The sequence below is a fragment of the Solwaraspora sp. WMMD406 genome, from assembly GCF_029626025.1.
Taxonomy (GTDB): Bacteria; Actinomycetota; Actinomycetes; order Mycobacteriales; family Micromonosporaceae; genus Micromonospora_E.
Map to the genome: position 1 here is coordinate 4,214,649 of NZ_JARUBF010000001.1, position 14,767 is coordinate 4,229,415.

The following is a 14,767-nucleotide window of genomic DNA, read 5'->3' on the forward strand; positions in this document are numbered from 1 at the left end:
CGCCCTTGACCGCATCCCCCGACCGCTTCCGAGTCGGAAGGATCATCATGGCGCAGTCCGTGACCACGGTCGTGCTGGAGCCGGCGGCCCGCGAGGTCGTCGCGATGACGTCGAACGCGCCGTCGCCGCACGAGCTCGGTCCCGAACAGGGCCGGGCGAAGCTGGTGGAGCTGCAGAGCACCGACGTGGCCCGCCCGCCCGCGCGGATCGAGGACCTGATGGTTCCCGGTGGCCCGGACGGCGACGTGCCGATCCGGATCGTCCGGCCGGACGACGCCACCGACCCCCTGCCCGCCGTGCTCTACCTGCACGGCGCGGGGTGGGTGTTCGGTGACGCCACCACCCACGACCGGCTGATCCGCGAGATCGCCGTGCGCAGCGGGTCGGCGGTGGTGTTCCCGCAATACCGCCGGTCACCCGAGGCGCGGTATCCGCTGGCCCTCCAGGAGTGCTTCGCGGTCGCCGGATGGCTGGTCGCCGACGGTGCGGGCAACGGCATCGACGGCTCCCGACTCGTGGTGGCCGGCGACTCCGTCGGCGGCAACATGGCGACCGCGCTGACGATCCTCGCCCAGCGGCGCGGCGGCCCCCGGTTCCGCCACCAGGTGCTGTGCTACCCGGTGACGGACGCGGCGATGGACACCGCCTCCTACCGGGAGTTCGGCACCGGCTTCTATCTGACCCGCGAGGCGATGGCCTGGTACTGGGACCAGTACCTGCCGGATCCGGCGCAGCGCGGCGACCCGCTGGTGTCCCCGCTGCGCGCCAGCATGAACGAATTGAGCGAGTTGCCACCGGCGTTGATCGTCACCGGCGAGGCGGACGTGCTCCGCGACGAAGGCGAGGCGTACGCGGCGAAGCTGCGCCAGGCCGGGGTGTCCGTCACCGAGGTTCGCTATCAGGGCATGATCCACGACTTCCTGATGCTCGACGCGCTCGCTGGCACGAACGCGGCGCGGGCCGCGCTGGCGCAGGTGGCGATGACGGTGCGACAGGCCCTGCGGGGCGATGGGGATCCGATCGCCGGCCTATGATTGCCCGGTTCCGCCCGTGGGTAGGAGCGCAACCGCACCGGGCGTCGACGTTCCCGTACCTCCGGTGCGGATGGATCAGTTCTCGGGGACACGGAATGGGGACGTCGTGTCGCGCAATGCCGTCAGTGAGCCGTCGTCGACAGGTGCGCCGGCACCGACACCACCGGGGTCGTCGAGCGGACCGGGCGGGCTGTCCCGCCGATCGTGGCTCGTCATCGGGCTGGTCGCCGCCCTGCTGGTGGCAGCTACTATCGTCGCGGTGGTGGTGGAGGCCGTGGGCCGGGACCGGGGTCCGGCGGGCGATCCGGCGATCGCCTGGACCGTGCAGGCGCCGCTGGCGGACCGGACCGAGGTGGCGCTGGAGGTGCTCGACGGGGCGACTGACATCCGGGTCGTCGTCGAGGACGTGCAGGACGACCTGTTGCGGGCGCGAACGCCGCAGGGCGGCGCGGTCGCACCTCGGATCAGTGACGATGGCGACTTGGTCCAGGTCGGGCTCGACGACACCGGAAACGGTGGTGCCGGTGTGGTGGAGATCGCGCTGCACCCCGACGTGCTGTGGTCGATCCGCGTCCTCGGTGGCGCGACGACACAGCAGGTGGACCTGTCGGGCGCGCGTGTCTCCGCAGTGGAGCTGGCCGGTGGTGCGAGCACGATGGATCTGATGCTGCCGCAGCCGCAGGGCACGGTCACCGTGCGGATGACCGGCGGGGTGAGTACCTGGCGGATCGAACTGCCGGCGCGGGTGCCGGTCCAGGTACGGGTGGGTTCCGGCGCCGGCAGTGTCAGCGTGGACGGTGAGCGGCGTGACGGTATCGGCGGTGGCGAGACGATCAGCTCACCTGACTGGGCCGAGGCCACCGACCGCTACGACGTCGACGCCGCAGCCGGCTTCTCCGATCTGACCGTGACCAGAGCGGATTGACGTGCCGGCGGATGCGGTTCCGCTGGCATCGCCACGGCGATCCGCACTACTTGTGGTAGCGGTCGGCGGGCAAGGCCACGTCACCCGCTGTGCGCACCGCCCGCGACGGCCTGACGGTGTGCCGGCACCGGTGTCTCCTCCGGTGCCGGAAACGCCGGTAGGTGCCGGTCGGCCCGACCGGCGAAGAGCGCCACCTCGTACGCCACGGCGTCCATGTCGGAGCCGGCGGCGAAGACCGCCGCGATGATGGCCCCGCCGGGAGTGGCGGCGATGAACAGGAACACCTCGCCCATCTGCACGACGATCTGCCGTACCCGGCCGGTGTCGGCGTGCTGACCCACTGCCACGGCCAGGGCGCGTAGGCCGGCGACCACACCGGACAGTTGTTCGGCCAACTCGTGGTCGACCCCTTTGGAGCAGGCGAGTAGCAGGCCGTCGGGGGAGAGCGCGACGGCCTGTCGTGCCTCCGGGACCCGCTCGACCAGGTCGTCCAGCAGCCGGGAGACGTCACCAGTGGTGACCACGGGGTGAACCATGAAGGGGTCTCTCTTTCGGTCGGTGCCGTTCCGGGCAAACAGTACCCCCGACCGGTGCTTTCAGCGTGTTGCGGCGCGACTCACCGCAGTAGATTTCTGTTCCATCGTGGATCGGCGTGCGGCTCCACCCGCCAGTGGCACGACGAGCGGCGTACCGCTGGCCGGATCCTCGATCACCATGACCCGGAGTCCGAACACCTCCTCGACCAGTTCCGGCGTCAGGACCTGGCCGGGCGGGCCACTGGCCATCACCTGGCCGTCCTTCATCGCGATCAGGTGACGGGCGTACCGCGCGGCCAGATTGAGGTCGTGCAGCACCATGACGACGGTACGGCCGCGATCACGATGCAACCGGTCGACCAGGTCGAGTACGTCGATCTGGTGCGCCAGGTCGAGGTAGGTGGTGGGTTCGTCCAACAGCAGGATGTCGGTGCCCTGCGCCAGGGCCATCGAGATCCAGGCCCGCTGGCGCTGGCCGCCGGAGAGCGTGTCGACCGGATGGTCGGCGAACTCCGCCAGGCCGGTCCAGGCGAGCGCCTGGGCCACCACCGCCTCGTCGGCGCGCGACCATTGCCGTAGCCAGCCCTGGTGTGGCTGGCGTCCCCGCCCCACCAGGTCGGCGACGGTCAGCCCGTCGGGTGCGCTCGGTGCCTGCGGCAGGATGCCCAGTCGGCGGGCCACCTCACGGGTCGGCAACTGCTGGATCCGATGTCCGTCGAGCAGCACCTCGCCCCCGGCCGGGCGCAACAGTCGGCCCAGCGCTCGCAGCAGCGTCGACTTGCCGCACCCGTTCGGCCCGACGATGGCGGTGACCGACTCGTCGACGATGTCCAGGTCGAGGTGGGGCACGACGACCCGAGGGCCGTAGCCCAGGCGCAACGCGCGGGCGCGAAGCCGGGCGTCCGTGTCGCCCGCCGCCCGGCCGAGGGTCGCCGAAGGGCCTGGAGCGATGAGTCCGGTCATGGGTTCCTCTCCGTCCCCGACGTTGTGATGAAGGCTAGCCTTACCAAACCGCTGGGTCCACCGCTGGTGCCCCCATGCGTCCTCGTTGTCGGTCGTCGCGGTCGGTGGCTTGTACGCTGAGTAGCGAAGCGGCCTCACTGGTCCAAGAAATCCCTGCTCGGAATCGAGCGTCGGCTCGGCCGAGAACCACGCTCCGTCATCGAAATGGGTCGCGGTCGGCCGCCCCGCGATCTGGTCGCACCCTTGACTACTCCTCATGGCGCTGAGTAGCGTCCCATCATAAGAACCTAGAATCACAATATGGGCCAGTGATGAACTGAGGTTAGCGATGAGTTTGCGCGCGTTGCGGGTAGCTGGAGCTGCCCTGCTGGTCACCACCGTCGTGGCGGCCTGCTCCGACAACCAGGAACCAGGTACGGAATCCGCACCACCACCACCCGAAACGTCCGTCATCGACTTCGGGGTCGGAGTAGACCCCGCCTACTCGCCGATCTACCTCGCCGACCAGCAGGACATGTTCAGCGAGGCCGGGCTCGACGTCACCGTCACCCAGTACCAGGAGGGCACCGGCGGCCTCGACGCGATCCTGGCCAGGGAGGGTCAGGTGACCGCCAGCACCGAGTCGAGCCTGCTCAACCGGGCCACCCGGGGCGACGTCAAGGGCGTCGCCGTCTTCTCCCAGTCTCCCGATTTCATCAAGTTGGTCGTCCGGGACGAGGTCGCCGAGGTCGCCGACATCACCCGCTACGGCGTGGTGCCCGGCACGGTGAACGAGTACGCCACCAACAAGGTTCTCGACGCGAACGGAATCAGCCGTGACGCGGTCGAGTTCGTCAACGCCTCGCCGGCCGAGATGCCGGCCCTGCTGCAGCGCGGCGACGTCGACGGATACATCATGTGGGAGCCGTGGCCGTCCCGGGGCGTCGCCGGCGGCGGCAAGATCCTGCTCACCAGCGGCGACGTCGGATACGTCTACAACCTGATCATCGGGGTCGACGGTGCCTGGTACGAGGCCAACCAGGAGGCCGTACAAACGCTGGTCGCCACCATCGGCGACGCGTGCGAGCAGATCACCGCCGACCCCTCGGTCGCCGGCACCGCGACGGAGACCGCCATCCAGGTCCCGGCCGCCGAAGCCGTCGAACTGCTGTCCGGCGTGCAGTGCCAGGTCCGGGACTTCACCGACGACGACCTGCAGCGCTATGCCGAGATCGCCCAGTTCCAGCAGGACTCCGGCATCGTGACCGAACCCGCCGACCCGACGTCGGTGATGATCCGGGGCGTGGCGTGACCCGGCCGGCCACGTCCCCGCCGGTGCGGGGGTCGGCGTCCGACCCCCGCACCGGCGGGGCGGCCGGCGGATCGCGGGTCCAGGTCGTCGACGTCGACATCCGCTTCGACGACTTCTGCGCCGTCGAGGGCGCCAGCCTGGATATCGCCGCCGGCGAGTTCGTCTGCCTGCTCGGGCCCAGCGGATGCGGCAAGTCGACCCTGCTCAACGCGATAGCCGGATTCGTTCGTCCGGCCGCCGGCCAGGTCACCTGCGCCGACGCGCCGGTGACCGGTCCCGACGTGGACCGCGGCGTGGTGTTCCAGAGCGCCGAAGCACTGTTTCCGTGGCTGACCGTGCGGCAGAACGTCGCCTTCGGCCCGAAGATGCGCGGCGTGTCCCGTACCCACCGGGCGCAGATCGCCGACCGTTACCTGACGATGGTCGGACTGAGCCACAGCGGTGACCGGTTTCCCGGGCAACTCTCCGGCGGCATGCGCCAGCGTGCCCAACTGGCCCGGGTCCTGGCCAACGAACCGTCCGTCGTGCTGATGGACGAGCCGTTCGGTGCCCTGGACGCCCAGACCCGGCTGGTGATGCAGACCGAGCTCGACCGGATCTGGCGGGCCACCCGGTCGACCATCCTGTTCGTCACCCACGACATCGGCGAGGCCATCCTGCTCGCCGACCGGATCGTGACGATGACCGCCGGACCCGCCGCCCGGATCAAGCAGGTATACCCGGTCGACCTGCCCCGTCCGCGCGACCTGACCGACCCGGCGGCCGCCGGGCTGTTCCGGCGGCTGCGGGCCGACATCGGCGCCGAGGTCGCGCGGACCCTGCGGGCACAGGGCCTCGACGACGGACACGGACTCAGCGGAGGCGGCGACTGACATGGCCATCGACGTACGACGCCCACCGGCGGCCCGGTCGAACCCGGTCGTACGGCGACGCTGGTTCGGCGGCCGACAGCGACAGCTACGGGTCGCGCTGTCCGTGCTGTCGGTCCTGCTCGGGGTACTCGTCTGGGATCTGGTGAGCCGCAACTACACCGCGTTCTTCCTGCCCTCACCCCGGCTGACCCTGACCGGTGCGCTGGAACTGGCCGGCAACGGCACCCTGTGGGACTCGGTCCGCGCGTCGGGCCAACGAATCCTCAGCGGCTGGGGCCTCGGTGTGCTGATCGGTGTCCCGGTCGGCCTGCTGATGGGCTGCAGCCAGTGGCTGCGGCTGATGCTCGACCCGTACATCCAGTTCTTTCGGTTCGTCCCGCCGATCGCCTTCGTCACCCTGGCGATCATCTGGCTCGGACCGGGTGAGGCGTCGAAGGTCGCCCTGATCTTCTACACCACGGTCTTCATCGTCGCGTTGAACACCCTCGCCGGGGTGCTCGCCGTCGACGAACTGAAGCTGCGCGCCGCCCGGGCGCTCGGCGCCGGCCCGGCCCGAACCCTGGTGTCGGTGATCCTGCCGGCCACCGTCCCGTACGCGGTCACCGGCGCGCGGCTGGCGATGGGCAACTCGTTCCTGACGATCGTCTCGGCGGAGATCGTCGCGGCGCAGAGCGGCCTCGGGTCGCTGATCTGGACCGCCCGCAACTATGCCAAGACCGAGTGGGTCTTCGTCGGCATCATCGCTCTCGGCCTGCTCGGCTACCTCTTCGACTGGGTGCTGCGCGTCGTCGCCCGAGCGACGCTGCGCCGATACGGCGTCACCTTCTAGACCCGCGCCGATACGCCGTCACCTGCTAGACCTTCCGGCCCGGACGTCACCGGCGGCGGGCCGGCGTTCACCGCCGGCCCGACCCGGCACCCCCTCATCATCGCGAAAGGCCCGACATGCTCTGCATCGGCGTCGACATCGGCGGCACCTTCACCGACGTCATCGTCCACCAGCCGCGGACCGCGCGGCTGGCCGAGGCGAAGACGCTTTCCACCCCGGCCGATCCGGCCGCGGCGATCCTGGACGGGCTGGCGAAGCTCGGGGTGTCGCTGGCGGGCGTCGACCGCTTCGTGCACGGCACCACCCGGGTCACCAACGCCCTGCTGGAAGGGGCCGGCGAACCGGTCGCCGTGATCACCACCGAGGGGTTCCGCGACGTGTTGGAGATGGGTCTCGGGCACCGGCCCCGGCTGTACAGCGTCAAGGAAGCCGCCCGGCCCGCGCTCGCCCCACGCCGGATGCGGCACACCATCCGGGAACGCACCGCCGCCGACGGCACCATCGCCGTACCCCTCGACGTCGACGACCTCGACCAGGTGATGATCGAGATCTCGGCGGGCCCGGCCCGCGCCGTCGCCGTCTGCTTCCTGCACTCCTACCGCAACCCGGACCACGAACGGGCCGCCGCCGAGTGGATCGGCAAACGGTATCCGGCGCTCACCTGCAGCGTCTCTTCCGACGTGGTACCGGAACACGGCGAGTACGAACGATTCGCCACCACCGTACTCAACGCGAGCGTCCGTGGGCCGATCAGTGACTACCTGTCCGGACTCGGCGACACCCTCGCCGCCAACGGCTACCGCGAGTCGTTGGCGATCATGACCAGCAGCGGCGGGGTGGTCTCCACCGGGCAGGCCGGTCGGCTGCCGATCAACCTCGCCCTGTCCGGCCCGGCCGGCGGGGTGGCGGCCAGCGCCTACGTCGCCGGGCTCGCCGGCTTCGACAACGTGATCACCTGCGACATCGGTGGCACCAGTACGGACGTGTGCCTGATCAAGGACGGCATGCCGTTGATGACCAATCACGGCACCATCGCTGGTCACCCGAACCGCACCTTCCAGATCGAGATCAACACCATCGGTGCCGGTGGCGGGTCGATCGCCTGGCGTGACGTCGGCGGTGAGCTGCGGGTCGGCCCGCGCAGCGCCGGTTCGACCCCCGGTCCGGCCTGCTACGGCCGGGGCGGCCAGGAACCCACCACCACCGACGCACACCTGCTGGTCGGACACCTCGATCCGGACGGCCCGCTCGGCGGCGAGGTGACCCCCCGACTCGCACCCGCCCGGGCGGCGGTGGCGGCGCTCGCCGCGCGGCTCGACGGGGACCTGGCCGACGTCGCGCTCGCCCACGGCATCCTGCGGTTGGCGACGGTCAAGATGACCAGCGCCATCAAGGAGATCTCGGTGGCCCGAGGCCACGATCCCCGCGACTTCGTCCTCATGCCCTTCGGCGGTGCCGGTCCGATGCACGCCACCGCGCTCGCCGACGAGCTGGGCATCGTCCGGATCCTCGTCCCACCGGTACCCGGCAACTTCTCGGCCCTCGGCTTCGTCACCGCCCAGGCCCGTCACGACTACGTCCGCACCGTGCTGGTCGACGCCGACGCCGACGGCCTGCGCACCGTACGGACGCTCGTCGAGGACCTGCGCGACGTCGCGCGGGACCAGCTCACGTCCGACGACGGCGTCGAGCCCGACCAGGTCACTTTCCGGCTGACCGTCGGTATGCGCTTCCGAGGACAGAGCTTCGACCTTCCGGTACCCGTCGACGACCTGCCCGACGAACCCGCCGACCTGGTAGCCGCGTTCCACACCGCCTACGCGCAGCGGTACGCCTACCTGCGCACGGACCACCCGGTCGAGATCGTCAACTGCCGGCTGACGGCGTTCGGGCCACAACCCGAGGTGAGGTTCGCCGCCCCACCGGACGGCCCGGCGCCCGTCCCGACCACGACCAGGATCTACGGCGCGGCGGGCTGGACCGAGGCGACGGTGTGGCAACGCTCCACGTTGACAGCCGGCGTCGAGATCACCGGCCCGGCCGTGGTACGGGAAACCGGCAGCACCACGGTGATCGGCCCCGGCTGGCGCGGCCGGGTCGACGGGCACGGCAACCTGCTGCTGGAGCGGAGCCGACGATGACGGCACCCGCCCCGGGCGCCTTCGACGCCGCCCTGCTCGACCAGGCGGCCCGGCAGCCCCACCGGCCGTTGTTCACCTTCGCCGGGCACGACACCGTCGACCGCGCCGAGTACGCCGAACTCGCCGGGCGGGCCGCCGCCGTGCTGGCCGCCGTCGGCGTCGGCCGGGGAGACCGGATCGCGGTGTGGGCCGAGAACAGCCTGGCCTGGTTGCTGCTGCTGGCCGCCGCCGCGTGGCGGGGCGCCACCCTGATCACCCTGCACCCCGGACTGACCGAGCCCGAGGTCACCGCCGCACTGCGCCGCAGCGGCGCGCGCCGGGTGTTCGCCGCCGACCGGATCCGCGACCGGGACGCATACCAGATCGCGGTACGGGCCGCCGCGGTGCCGGTGACCCGGCTGGCCGGCGATCTCGGGCGTGGCGCGCTCGCGGCCGAACCCGGCTGGTCGGATCCGCCTCCCGCCCCGGCGGCCCGCCCCGACGAACCGCTCAACGTCCAGTTCACCTCCGGCTCGACCGGCCTTCCGAAACTCGTCGTCCTCACCGGGCGCAACCTGACCGCGAACGCGGCCTGGACCGCGCAGGCCGCCGGCCTCGTCGCCGACGACCGGATCGCCGGCCCGCTGCCGTTCGCGCACGCGGCCGGTCTGAGCAGCGGCGCGGTCCTGGCCGTCGTCACCGGCGCCCAGCTGGTCTCGGCTCCCCGGTTCCAACCCGACGTGGTGTTCGACGGGATCCAGCGGCACCGCTGCACCGTCATCCAGTTCGTGCCGACCATGGCGACGATGCTGATCGACCGGCTTGCCGAGCGACCCGGTCGGTGGGACGTCAGCAGCCTGCGTCGGGGATTCCTCGGCGGTGCCACCTGCCCGCCGGCGCTGCGCGACCGGGTCAAGCGGGAACTCGGCCTGCGTCGGCTGGTGGTGGTCTACGGCCAGACCGAAGCCGGACCGACGATCAGCGTCGATCCCGACGACGACACCTGCCGACCCGCCGGAACCACCGTCGGGCGGGTGCTCCCACAGTTGCGGGCCCGAGTGGTCACGCCGGGCGGCGGTCTGCCAGTGCCCGCTGGAGCCGAGGGCGAACTGCAGGTACGCGGTGAATCGGTGACCGTCGGCTATCTCGACGACGAGGTCGCCACTCGGGAGGCGATCAACCCCGACGGCTGGTTGCGGACCGGCGATCTCGCCCGGTTGGCGACGGACGGCACCGTCACCCTGACCGGCCGGGTACGCGAGCTGATCATCCGGGGTGGCGAGAACGTCAGCCCGGCCGAGGTGGAGTCCGTACTGCTGGAGCAGGCCGGGGTCAGCCAGGCCTGCGTGGTGGGGGTGGCGTCGCCACGTTGGGGCGAGGAAGTCGGCGCGGCGCTGGTCGCGGCGGCCGGCGCGGAACTGTCCACCGACCAGCTGGCCGAAGCCGCCGCCGCCAGGCTGACCCGCTACAAGACCCCCACCCGGTGGCGGGTCGTCGACCGGCTGCCACTGCTGCCGTCCGGCAAAGTCGACCGGCTCGCCGTGGCGAGCCTGCTCGCCGGGGAGTCCGGATGAATCCGCTGAACTCGTGCTTCCTCGATTCGCTCACCGTGACCAGCTTCTTCGGCAACGCCGAGATGCGGGCGGTCTTCAACGACCGGCAGCTGATGCAGTCCTGGCTCGACGTCGAGGCGACGCTGGCCCAGGCCCAGGCGGAGCTGGGGATCATCCCGAGCGTCGCCGCCGAGACGATCACCGAAGCGGCCCGGGTCGAGCGTCTGGATTTGGCGGCGGTGTCGGCCGACGCCGCCGACACCGTCCATCCCCTGGTGCCGTTGATCCGGGCGTTGACCAGGGCCGCCGGTACGGACGCCGGCCGGTACGTCCACCTCGGCGCCACCACCCAGGACGTGATGGACACCGGGTTCGTCCTGCGTGCCCGCGCCGGGCTGGACATCGTCGGCGGACAACTCGACGAACTCGTCCGGGTGCTGCGCAGGCACGCCCTGCGGCACCGCGACACGGTGATGGCCGCCCGTACCCACGGCCAGCAGGCGCTGCCGACCACGTTCGGGCTGCGCGCCGCCGTGTGGCAGACCGAACTGCAGCGGCACCGGGAACGGCTCGCCCAGCTCAGACCACGACTGCTGGTGACAAGCATGGGCGGGGCCGCCGGCACCATGGCCGGCTACGGGCCCCGTGCCTTCGAGCTGGAACGGGCGGTCGCCGCGCGGCTGGGCCTCGGCGTGGCACCGACTCCCTGGCACGCGACCCCCGACCGCCTCGTCGAATGCCTGACCCTGCTCGGCCTGATCGCCGCCAGCGCGGAGAAGCTCGCCCGCGAGGTGTACTTCCTCGGCCGTACCGAGATCGGCGAGGCGCACGAACCCCAGCGCGACAGCCAGGTCGGCAGCAGCACCATGCCGCACAAACGCAATCCGATCCGATGCGAGGCCGTCATCGCCGCGGCGAGCACCTTGCGGGCCCAGGTGCCGTTGGCGATCCAGACCATGGTCGCCCAGGACGACCGGGACATGGGGGTCGGGATGACCCTGTGGAAGCTGCTGCCGGAGTGCTTCATCCTGATCGGCGGTGCGCTGCAGCGGCTCACCGAGGTCTTCACCGGCCTGCGCGTCGACCCGGCCCGGATGCGCGCCAACCTCGCGGCGACCGGCGGCCTGGTGCTGTCCGAAGCCGTGATGCTGCGACTGGCCGGCCCGCTGGGTCGCGAGCCGGCCCACCACCTGGTGATGGGCATCGTGCGGGACAGCCTCGACACCGGCCGCTCCTTCGGCGACCTGCTGCGCGCCGACCGGCAGGTGACGGCGGTGCTGTCCCACGCCGAACTGGACAACCTGCTGGATCCGCTGAGCTACGTCGGCCATGCCGCGGCGCTGGTGGACCGTGCCCTGCTGACCTCGGAGGCGACTTGACCCCCTCGGTGACCTTGCACCGCGACGGCCGACTGGCCACCGTCACCCTGCGTCGACCCGACCGGCGCAACAGCTTCGACCTGGCCATGCTCGCCCGCTTCGAGGAGGTGCTGCATCTGCTCGGCCAGGACACCGACACCGACGTGGTGGTCCTCACCGGCGCGGGCAGCGCGTTCTGCGCCGGGACCGACCTGGACGAACTGGCCACCCTGGACGTCGCCACCACGATGGCGGTGCAGCGTCGGACGGCCGACCTGGTGGAGCGGTGGTACCGGCTGGAGCAGACCACCGTGACCGTGTTCAACGGACCCGCGATCGGTTCCGGCGCGGTCCTCGGCCTCGCCAGTGACCTGCGGGTCGCCGCCGACAGCTGCTTCTTCAGCTTTCCGGAGGTGACCTTCGGGATTCCGTTGACGTGGAGCGGGATGGCCATCCTGGCCGACCTGGTCGGCGCGGACCGGGCCAAACGGTGGCTGCTGCTCGGGGAGCGGATCGAACCGGCGCGGCTGCGCGCGCTCGAACTGGTGACCGACGTGGTCCCGGTCGACCAGCTCGACGCCGCCCGGGCCGCGTTGTCGGACCGGCTGCTGTCGGTGTCGCCGGTGGGCCGGTCGATGACCAAACGCGCGGCTCGGCTGGCCGGGCCCCGGTTCGAAGCGGCCGCCGCCGACTCCTACCTGGGAGCGCTCAGCGTCGCGCTGCGCCCACCCGGCGACTATCCGAAGGGGACAGCCCGGTGAAGGTCTACCAGGCGATCGCCGATGCGCTGGTCGAGCAGGGTGTCGACACCGTGTTCGGGCTGCTCGGCGACGCCAACATGTTCCTGGTCGCCGACCTGGTGCGGCGACACGGCGTACGGTTCGTCGCGGCCCGCGACGAGAACGCCGCCGTGATGATGGCCGACGGCTGGGCCCGGGCCACCGGCCGCTGCGCCGTCGCCACGGTCACCCAGGGGCCCGGACTGGCGGTGGCCGGCCCGGCGTTGACCATCGCCCGGCAGGCCGGGACACCGCTGGTCCTGCTCGCCGGGGACACCCCGACGGCCGACCCGCTGCATGTGCAGAACTTCGAGCAGCAGCCGTTCGCGCTCGCGACCGCCGGTACGTTCGTGCCGGTCCGCTCGCCGGCCACCGTCAGCCGCGACGTGACCATCGCCTTTCGGGACGCGAACCGGCTGCCCGGCCCGGTGGTGCTCAACGCCGCGATGGACCTGCAGGACCTCGACGCCGGGCCGGCTGACGCCGGAGACGTCAGCCGGCCCGGCGTCGACCAGCTGGGTGCCGTCGTACCGCCCCGGCCGCCGGCTGCCGTCGCGCCCGATCCGGACGCGCTGGCGGCCTTGGCCGACCGGATCCGCGCCGCCCGCCGTCCGGTGCTGCTGGCCGGACGCGGTGCCGAGCACGCCGCCGCCGAGCTGGTCGAACTGGCTGACCGCGCCGGCGCCGTGCTGACCACCAGCCTGATGGCGGCCGGCCTGTTCACGGGCCACCCGTACTACCTGGGGGTGGCCGGTGGCCTGGCTCGCCCGCTGACCCGGCGACTGCTCGGTCGGGCCGATCTGGTGCTGACCGTCGGCGCCGGCCTCAATCGGTGGACCACCGACCACGGACGGCTGTTTCCCCTGGCCGAGGTGTACAGCGTCGATCAGGACGGCGCGGCGATCGGTGCCCGGTGGCCGGTGGCCGGTGGGGTGGTCGGCGACGCCCGGATCGCGGCGGCCGCGCTCACCTCGTTACTACCGGCCGAGCCGCCGGCCCGCGACGACTGGCGGTCACCGCGCCTGGCCACGGCGATCCGCGAGGCGGATCCGTTCGACCGACTACCACCGGCGCGGGCCGGTGCCGACGGCGTCGACCCCCGACGGCTGATGGCGATCTGCGCCCGCCGGCTGCCCCCGGCACGCACCACCGTGGTCGGCGTCGGCCACTTCGGGGGGTGGCCGAACCTCTACCTGGATTCCCCGGCCGTGGACCGGGCGCTGATCGCCCCGTGGGAGTTCGGCAGCATCGGCGTCGGGCTGCCGTACGCGATCGGCGCGGCAGTCGGCCGTCCCGAACGACCGGTCGTCGCCTTCGAAGGTGACGGCAGCCTGCTGACCGCGCTCGGTGAGCTGGACACGCTGGCACGACTGGCGGTACCGGTCCTGGTGATGATCCTGGACGATTCGGCGTACGGCGCGGAGGTGCGCAAACTACGTCCGCGCGGCGCGGACGTGCGACTGGCGCGGTTCCCGTCGCGGGATCTGGCCGCTGTGGCCACCGCGTTGGGGGTGCCGGCGCTGCGGGCCCGGGACGAGGCGGAGGTCGAGGCGGCACTCGACCAACTGCTGCCGGTGACCGGGCCGGCTCTGGTGCAGGTGAGGATCGATCCGGATGTCGTACAGACGCATTTCTGAGCGGGTGCCGCTGGTGCTCCCGGCGCGTGCCACCGGTGCGCACCGCGAACGGCTAGCTGCCCCAGATGTCGCCGACGCCGTAGCCGAGTTGCCGGGACAGTTCGTCAGCGGTGCGTACGGCGGCGGCGGCGAGTTCGGCCACCTGTGCGTCGTCGGTGAGCCGGAAGATCGGCCCGGACACGCTGATCGAGGCGGTGACCACACCGAGCCGGTCCCGCACCGGCGCGGCGACCACCCGCAGACCTTCCTCGCTCTCCTCGTCGTTGAGGGCCCAGCCGCGCCGACGGACCTCGGCCAGGTCGGCGAGGAAGGTGTCGATGTCGGTGATGGTGTGTGGGGTCAGCGGAGTCCAGCGCGCGTCGGCGAGCAGCTCGCGGACCTGCTCGTCGTCCAGGTCGATCAGCAGTGCCTTGCCGGCGGCGCTGCACCAGAGCGGGATCCGCCGGCCGAGCCGGGAGACGAGTTGCAGGCTGTGCGACCCGGTGATCAGGTCGATCGAGATGGCGTCGAGGCCGTCCCGGATCGCCAGGTTGACCGACTCGCCCTGCTCGTCGGCGAGTTGTCGCAGCAACGGTCGGGCGACGGCGTGCATGTCGAGCCCGGCCAGGAATCGGGCACCCAGGTCGAACACGGTGACGCCGAGCCGGTACGTGCCGGTCTCCTCGTTGCGCTGCAGGAATCCGGCGTCGGCCAGGGCGCGGAACAGTCGGCTGGCGGTCGACTTGTGCAGACCCAGCTCGCGACTGACGTCACTGACCTTGCGTTCGGGGGCGTCGCGCCGGAAGGCGAGCAGCACGCTGAGAGCGCGGTCGAGCGCCTGGGTGCCCGACTCCCGGCCGGGCTCGGTGACAGATGCCATCTTGCTTCCCA

At 71.6% G+C, this 14,767-nt stretch carries 13 protein-coding genes; 10 read left to right on the plus strand and 3 right to left on the minus strand.

What is annotated here, in order from left to right; all coding sequences use genetic code 11:
• Positions 1 to 47: 47 nt before the first annotated feature.
• Together O7632_RS18345 and O7632_RS18350 are read left to right on the plus strand one after the other, a co-directional pair.
• On the plus strand, positions 48 to 1,034 hold the full coding sequence (locus O7632_RS18345; RefSeq protein WP_278115944.1) for an alpha/beta hydrolase: 987 nt from the start codon (positions 48 to 50) through the stop codon (positions 1,032 to 1,034).
• A 106-nt stretch (positions 1,035 to 1,140) separates the two neighbouring features.
• On the plus strand, positions 1,141 to 1,959 hold the full coding sequence (locus O7632_RS18350) for a hypothetical protein (protein ID WP_278115946.1): 819 nt from the start codon (positions 1,141 to 1,143) through the stop codon (positions 1,957 to 1,959).
• A gap of 80 nt (positions 1,960 to 2,039) precedes the next feature.
• On the opposite strand, the gene O7632_RS18355 is transcribed toward O7632_RS18350, so the two are convergent.
• Together O7632_RS18355 and O7632_RS18360 are read right to left on the minus strand one after the other, a co-directional pair.
• The gene (locus O7632_RS18355) at positions 2,040 to 2,495 is read right to left on the minus strand and encodes a roadblock/LC7 domain-containing protein (protein ID WP_278115948.1); all 456 of its coding nucleotides are present in this window, start codon (positions 2,493 to 2,495) and stop codon (positions 2,040 to 2,042) included.
• 60 nt (positions 2,496 to 2,555) lie between these two features.
• Positions 2,556 to 3,458, minus strand: a complete 903-nt coding sequence (locus O7632_RS18360; protein WP_278115950.1) for an ABC transporter ATP-binding protein — start codon at positions 3,456 to 3,458, stop codon at positions 2,556 to 2,558.
• A 328-nt stretch (positions 3,459 to 3,786) separates the two neighbouring features.
• Here O7632_RS18360 and O7632_RS18365 point away from each other — a divergent pair, with 328 nt between their 5' ends.
• From O7632_RS18365 to O7632_RS18400, 8 genes are all read left to right on the plus strand, one after another.
• Positions 3,787 to 4,749 (plus strand): ABC transporter substrate-binding protein, encoded by a 963-nt coding sequence (locus O7632_RS18365; RefSeq protein ID WP_278115952.1) that lies wholly within the window; start codon positions 3,787 to 3,789, stop codon positions 4,747 to 4,749.
• Positions 4,746 to 5,621 (plus strand): ABC transporter ATP-binding protein, encoded by an 876-nt coding sequence (locus O7632_RS18370; RefSeq protein ID WP_278115954.1) that lies wholly within the window; start codon positions 4,746 to 4,748, stop codon positions 5,619 to 5,621. The genes O7632_RS18365 and O7632_RS18370 overlap by 4 nt, the downstream gene beginning before the upstream one ends.
• Before the next feature lies 1 nt (position 5,622).
• The gene (locus O7632_RS18375) at positions 5,623 to 6,450 is read left to right on the plus strand and encodes an ABC transporter permease (protein ID WP_278115955.1); all 828 of its coding nucleotides are present in this window, start codon (positions 5,623 to 5,625) and stop codon (positions 6,448 to 6,450) included.
• A 116-nt stretch (positions 6,451 to 6,566) separates the two neighbouring features.
• Entirely contained in the window at positions 6,567 to 8,591 is a 2,025-nt protein-coding gene (locus O7632_RS18380; RefSeq protein ID WP_278115956.1) for a hydantoinase/oxoprolinase family protein, read from the plus strand.
• The gene (locus O7632_RS18385) at positions 8,588 to 10,144 is read left to right on the plus strand and encodes a class I adenylate-forming enzyme family protein (RefSeq protein ID WP_278115957.1); all 1,557 of its coding nucleotides are present in this window, start codon (positions 8,588 to 8,590) and stop codon (positions 10,142 to 10,144) included. Before O7632_RS18380 ends, O7632_RS18385 begins: the two co-directional genes overlap by 4 nt.
• Positions 10,141 to 11,502, plus strand: a complete 1,362-nt coding sequence (gene purB / locus O7632_RS18390; RefSeq protein ID WP_278115959.1) for an adenylosuccinate lyase — start codon at positions 10,141 to 10,143, stop codon at positions 11,500 to 11,502. The genes O7632_RS18385 and purB overlap by 4 nt, the downstream gene beginning before the upstream one ends.
• The gene (locus O7632_RS18395; protein WP_278115960.1) at positions 11,499 to 12,242 is read left to right on the plus strand and encodes an enoyl-CoA hydratase/isomerase family protein; all 744 of its coding nucleotides are present in this window, start codon (positions 11,499 to 11,501) and stop codon (positions 12,240 to 12,242) included. Before purB ends, O7632_RS18395 begins: the two co-directional genes overlap by 4 nt.
• Positions 12,239 to 13,897 (plus strand): thiamine pyrophosphate-binding protein, encoded by a 1,659-nt coding sequence (locus tag O7632_RS18400; protein ID WP_278115962.1) that lies wholly within the window; start codon positions 12,239 to 12,241, stop codon positions 13,895 to 13,897. Before O7632_RS18395 ends, O7632_RS18400 begins: the two co-directional genes overlap by 4 nt.
• Before the next feature lie 52 nt (positions 13,898 to 13,949).
• On the opposite strand, the gene O7632_RS18405 is transcribed toward O7632_RS18400, so the two are convergent.
• The gene (locus tag O7632_RS18405; protein ID WP_278115963.1) at positions 13,950 to 14,756 is read right to left on the minus strand and encodes an IclR family transcriptional regulator; all 807 of its coding nucleotides are present in this window, start codon (positions 14,754 to 14,756) and stop codon (positions 13,950 to 13,952) included.
• Positions 14,757 to 14,767 lie beyond the last annotated feature (11 nt).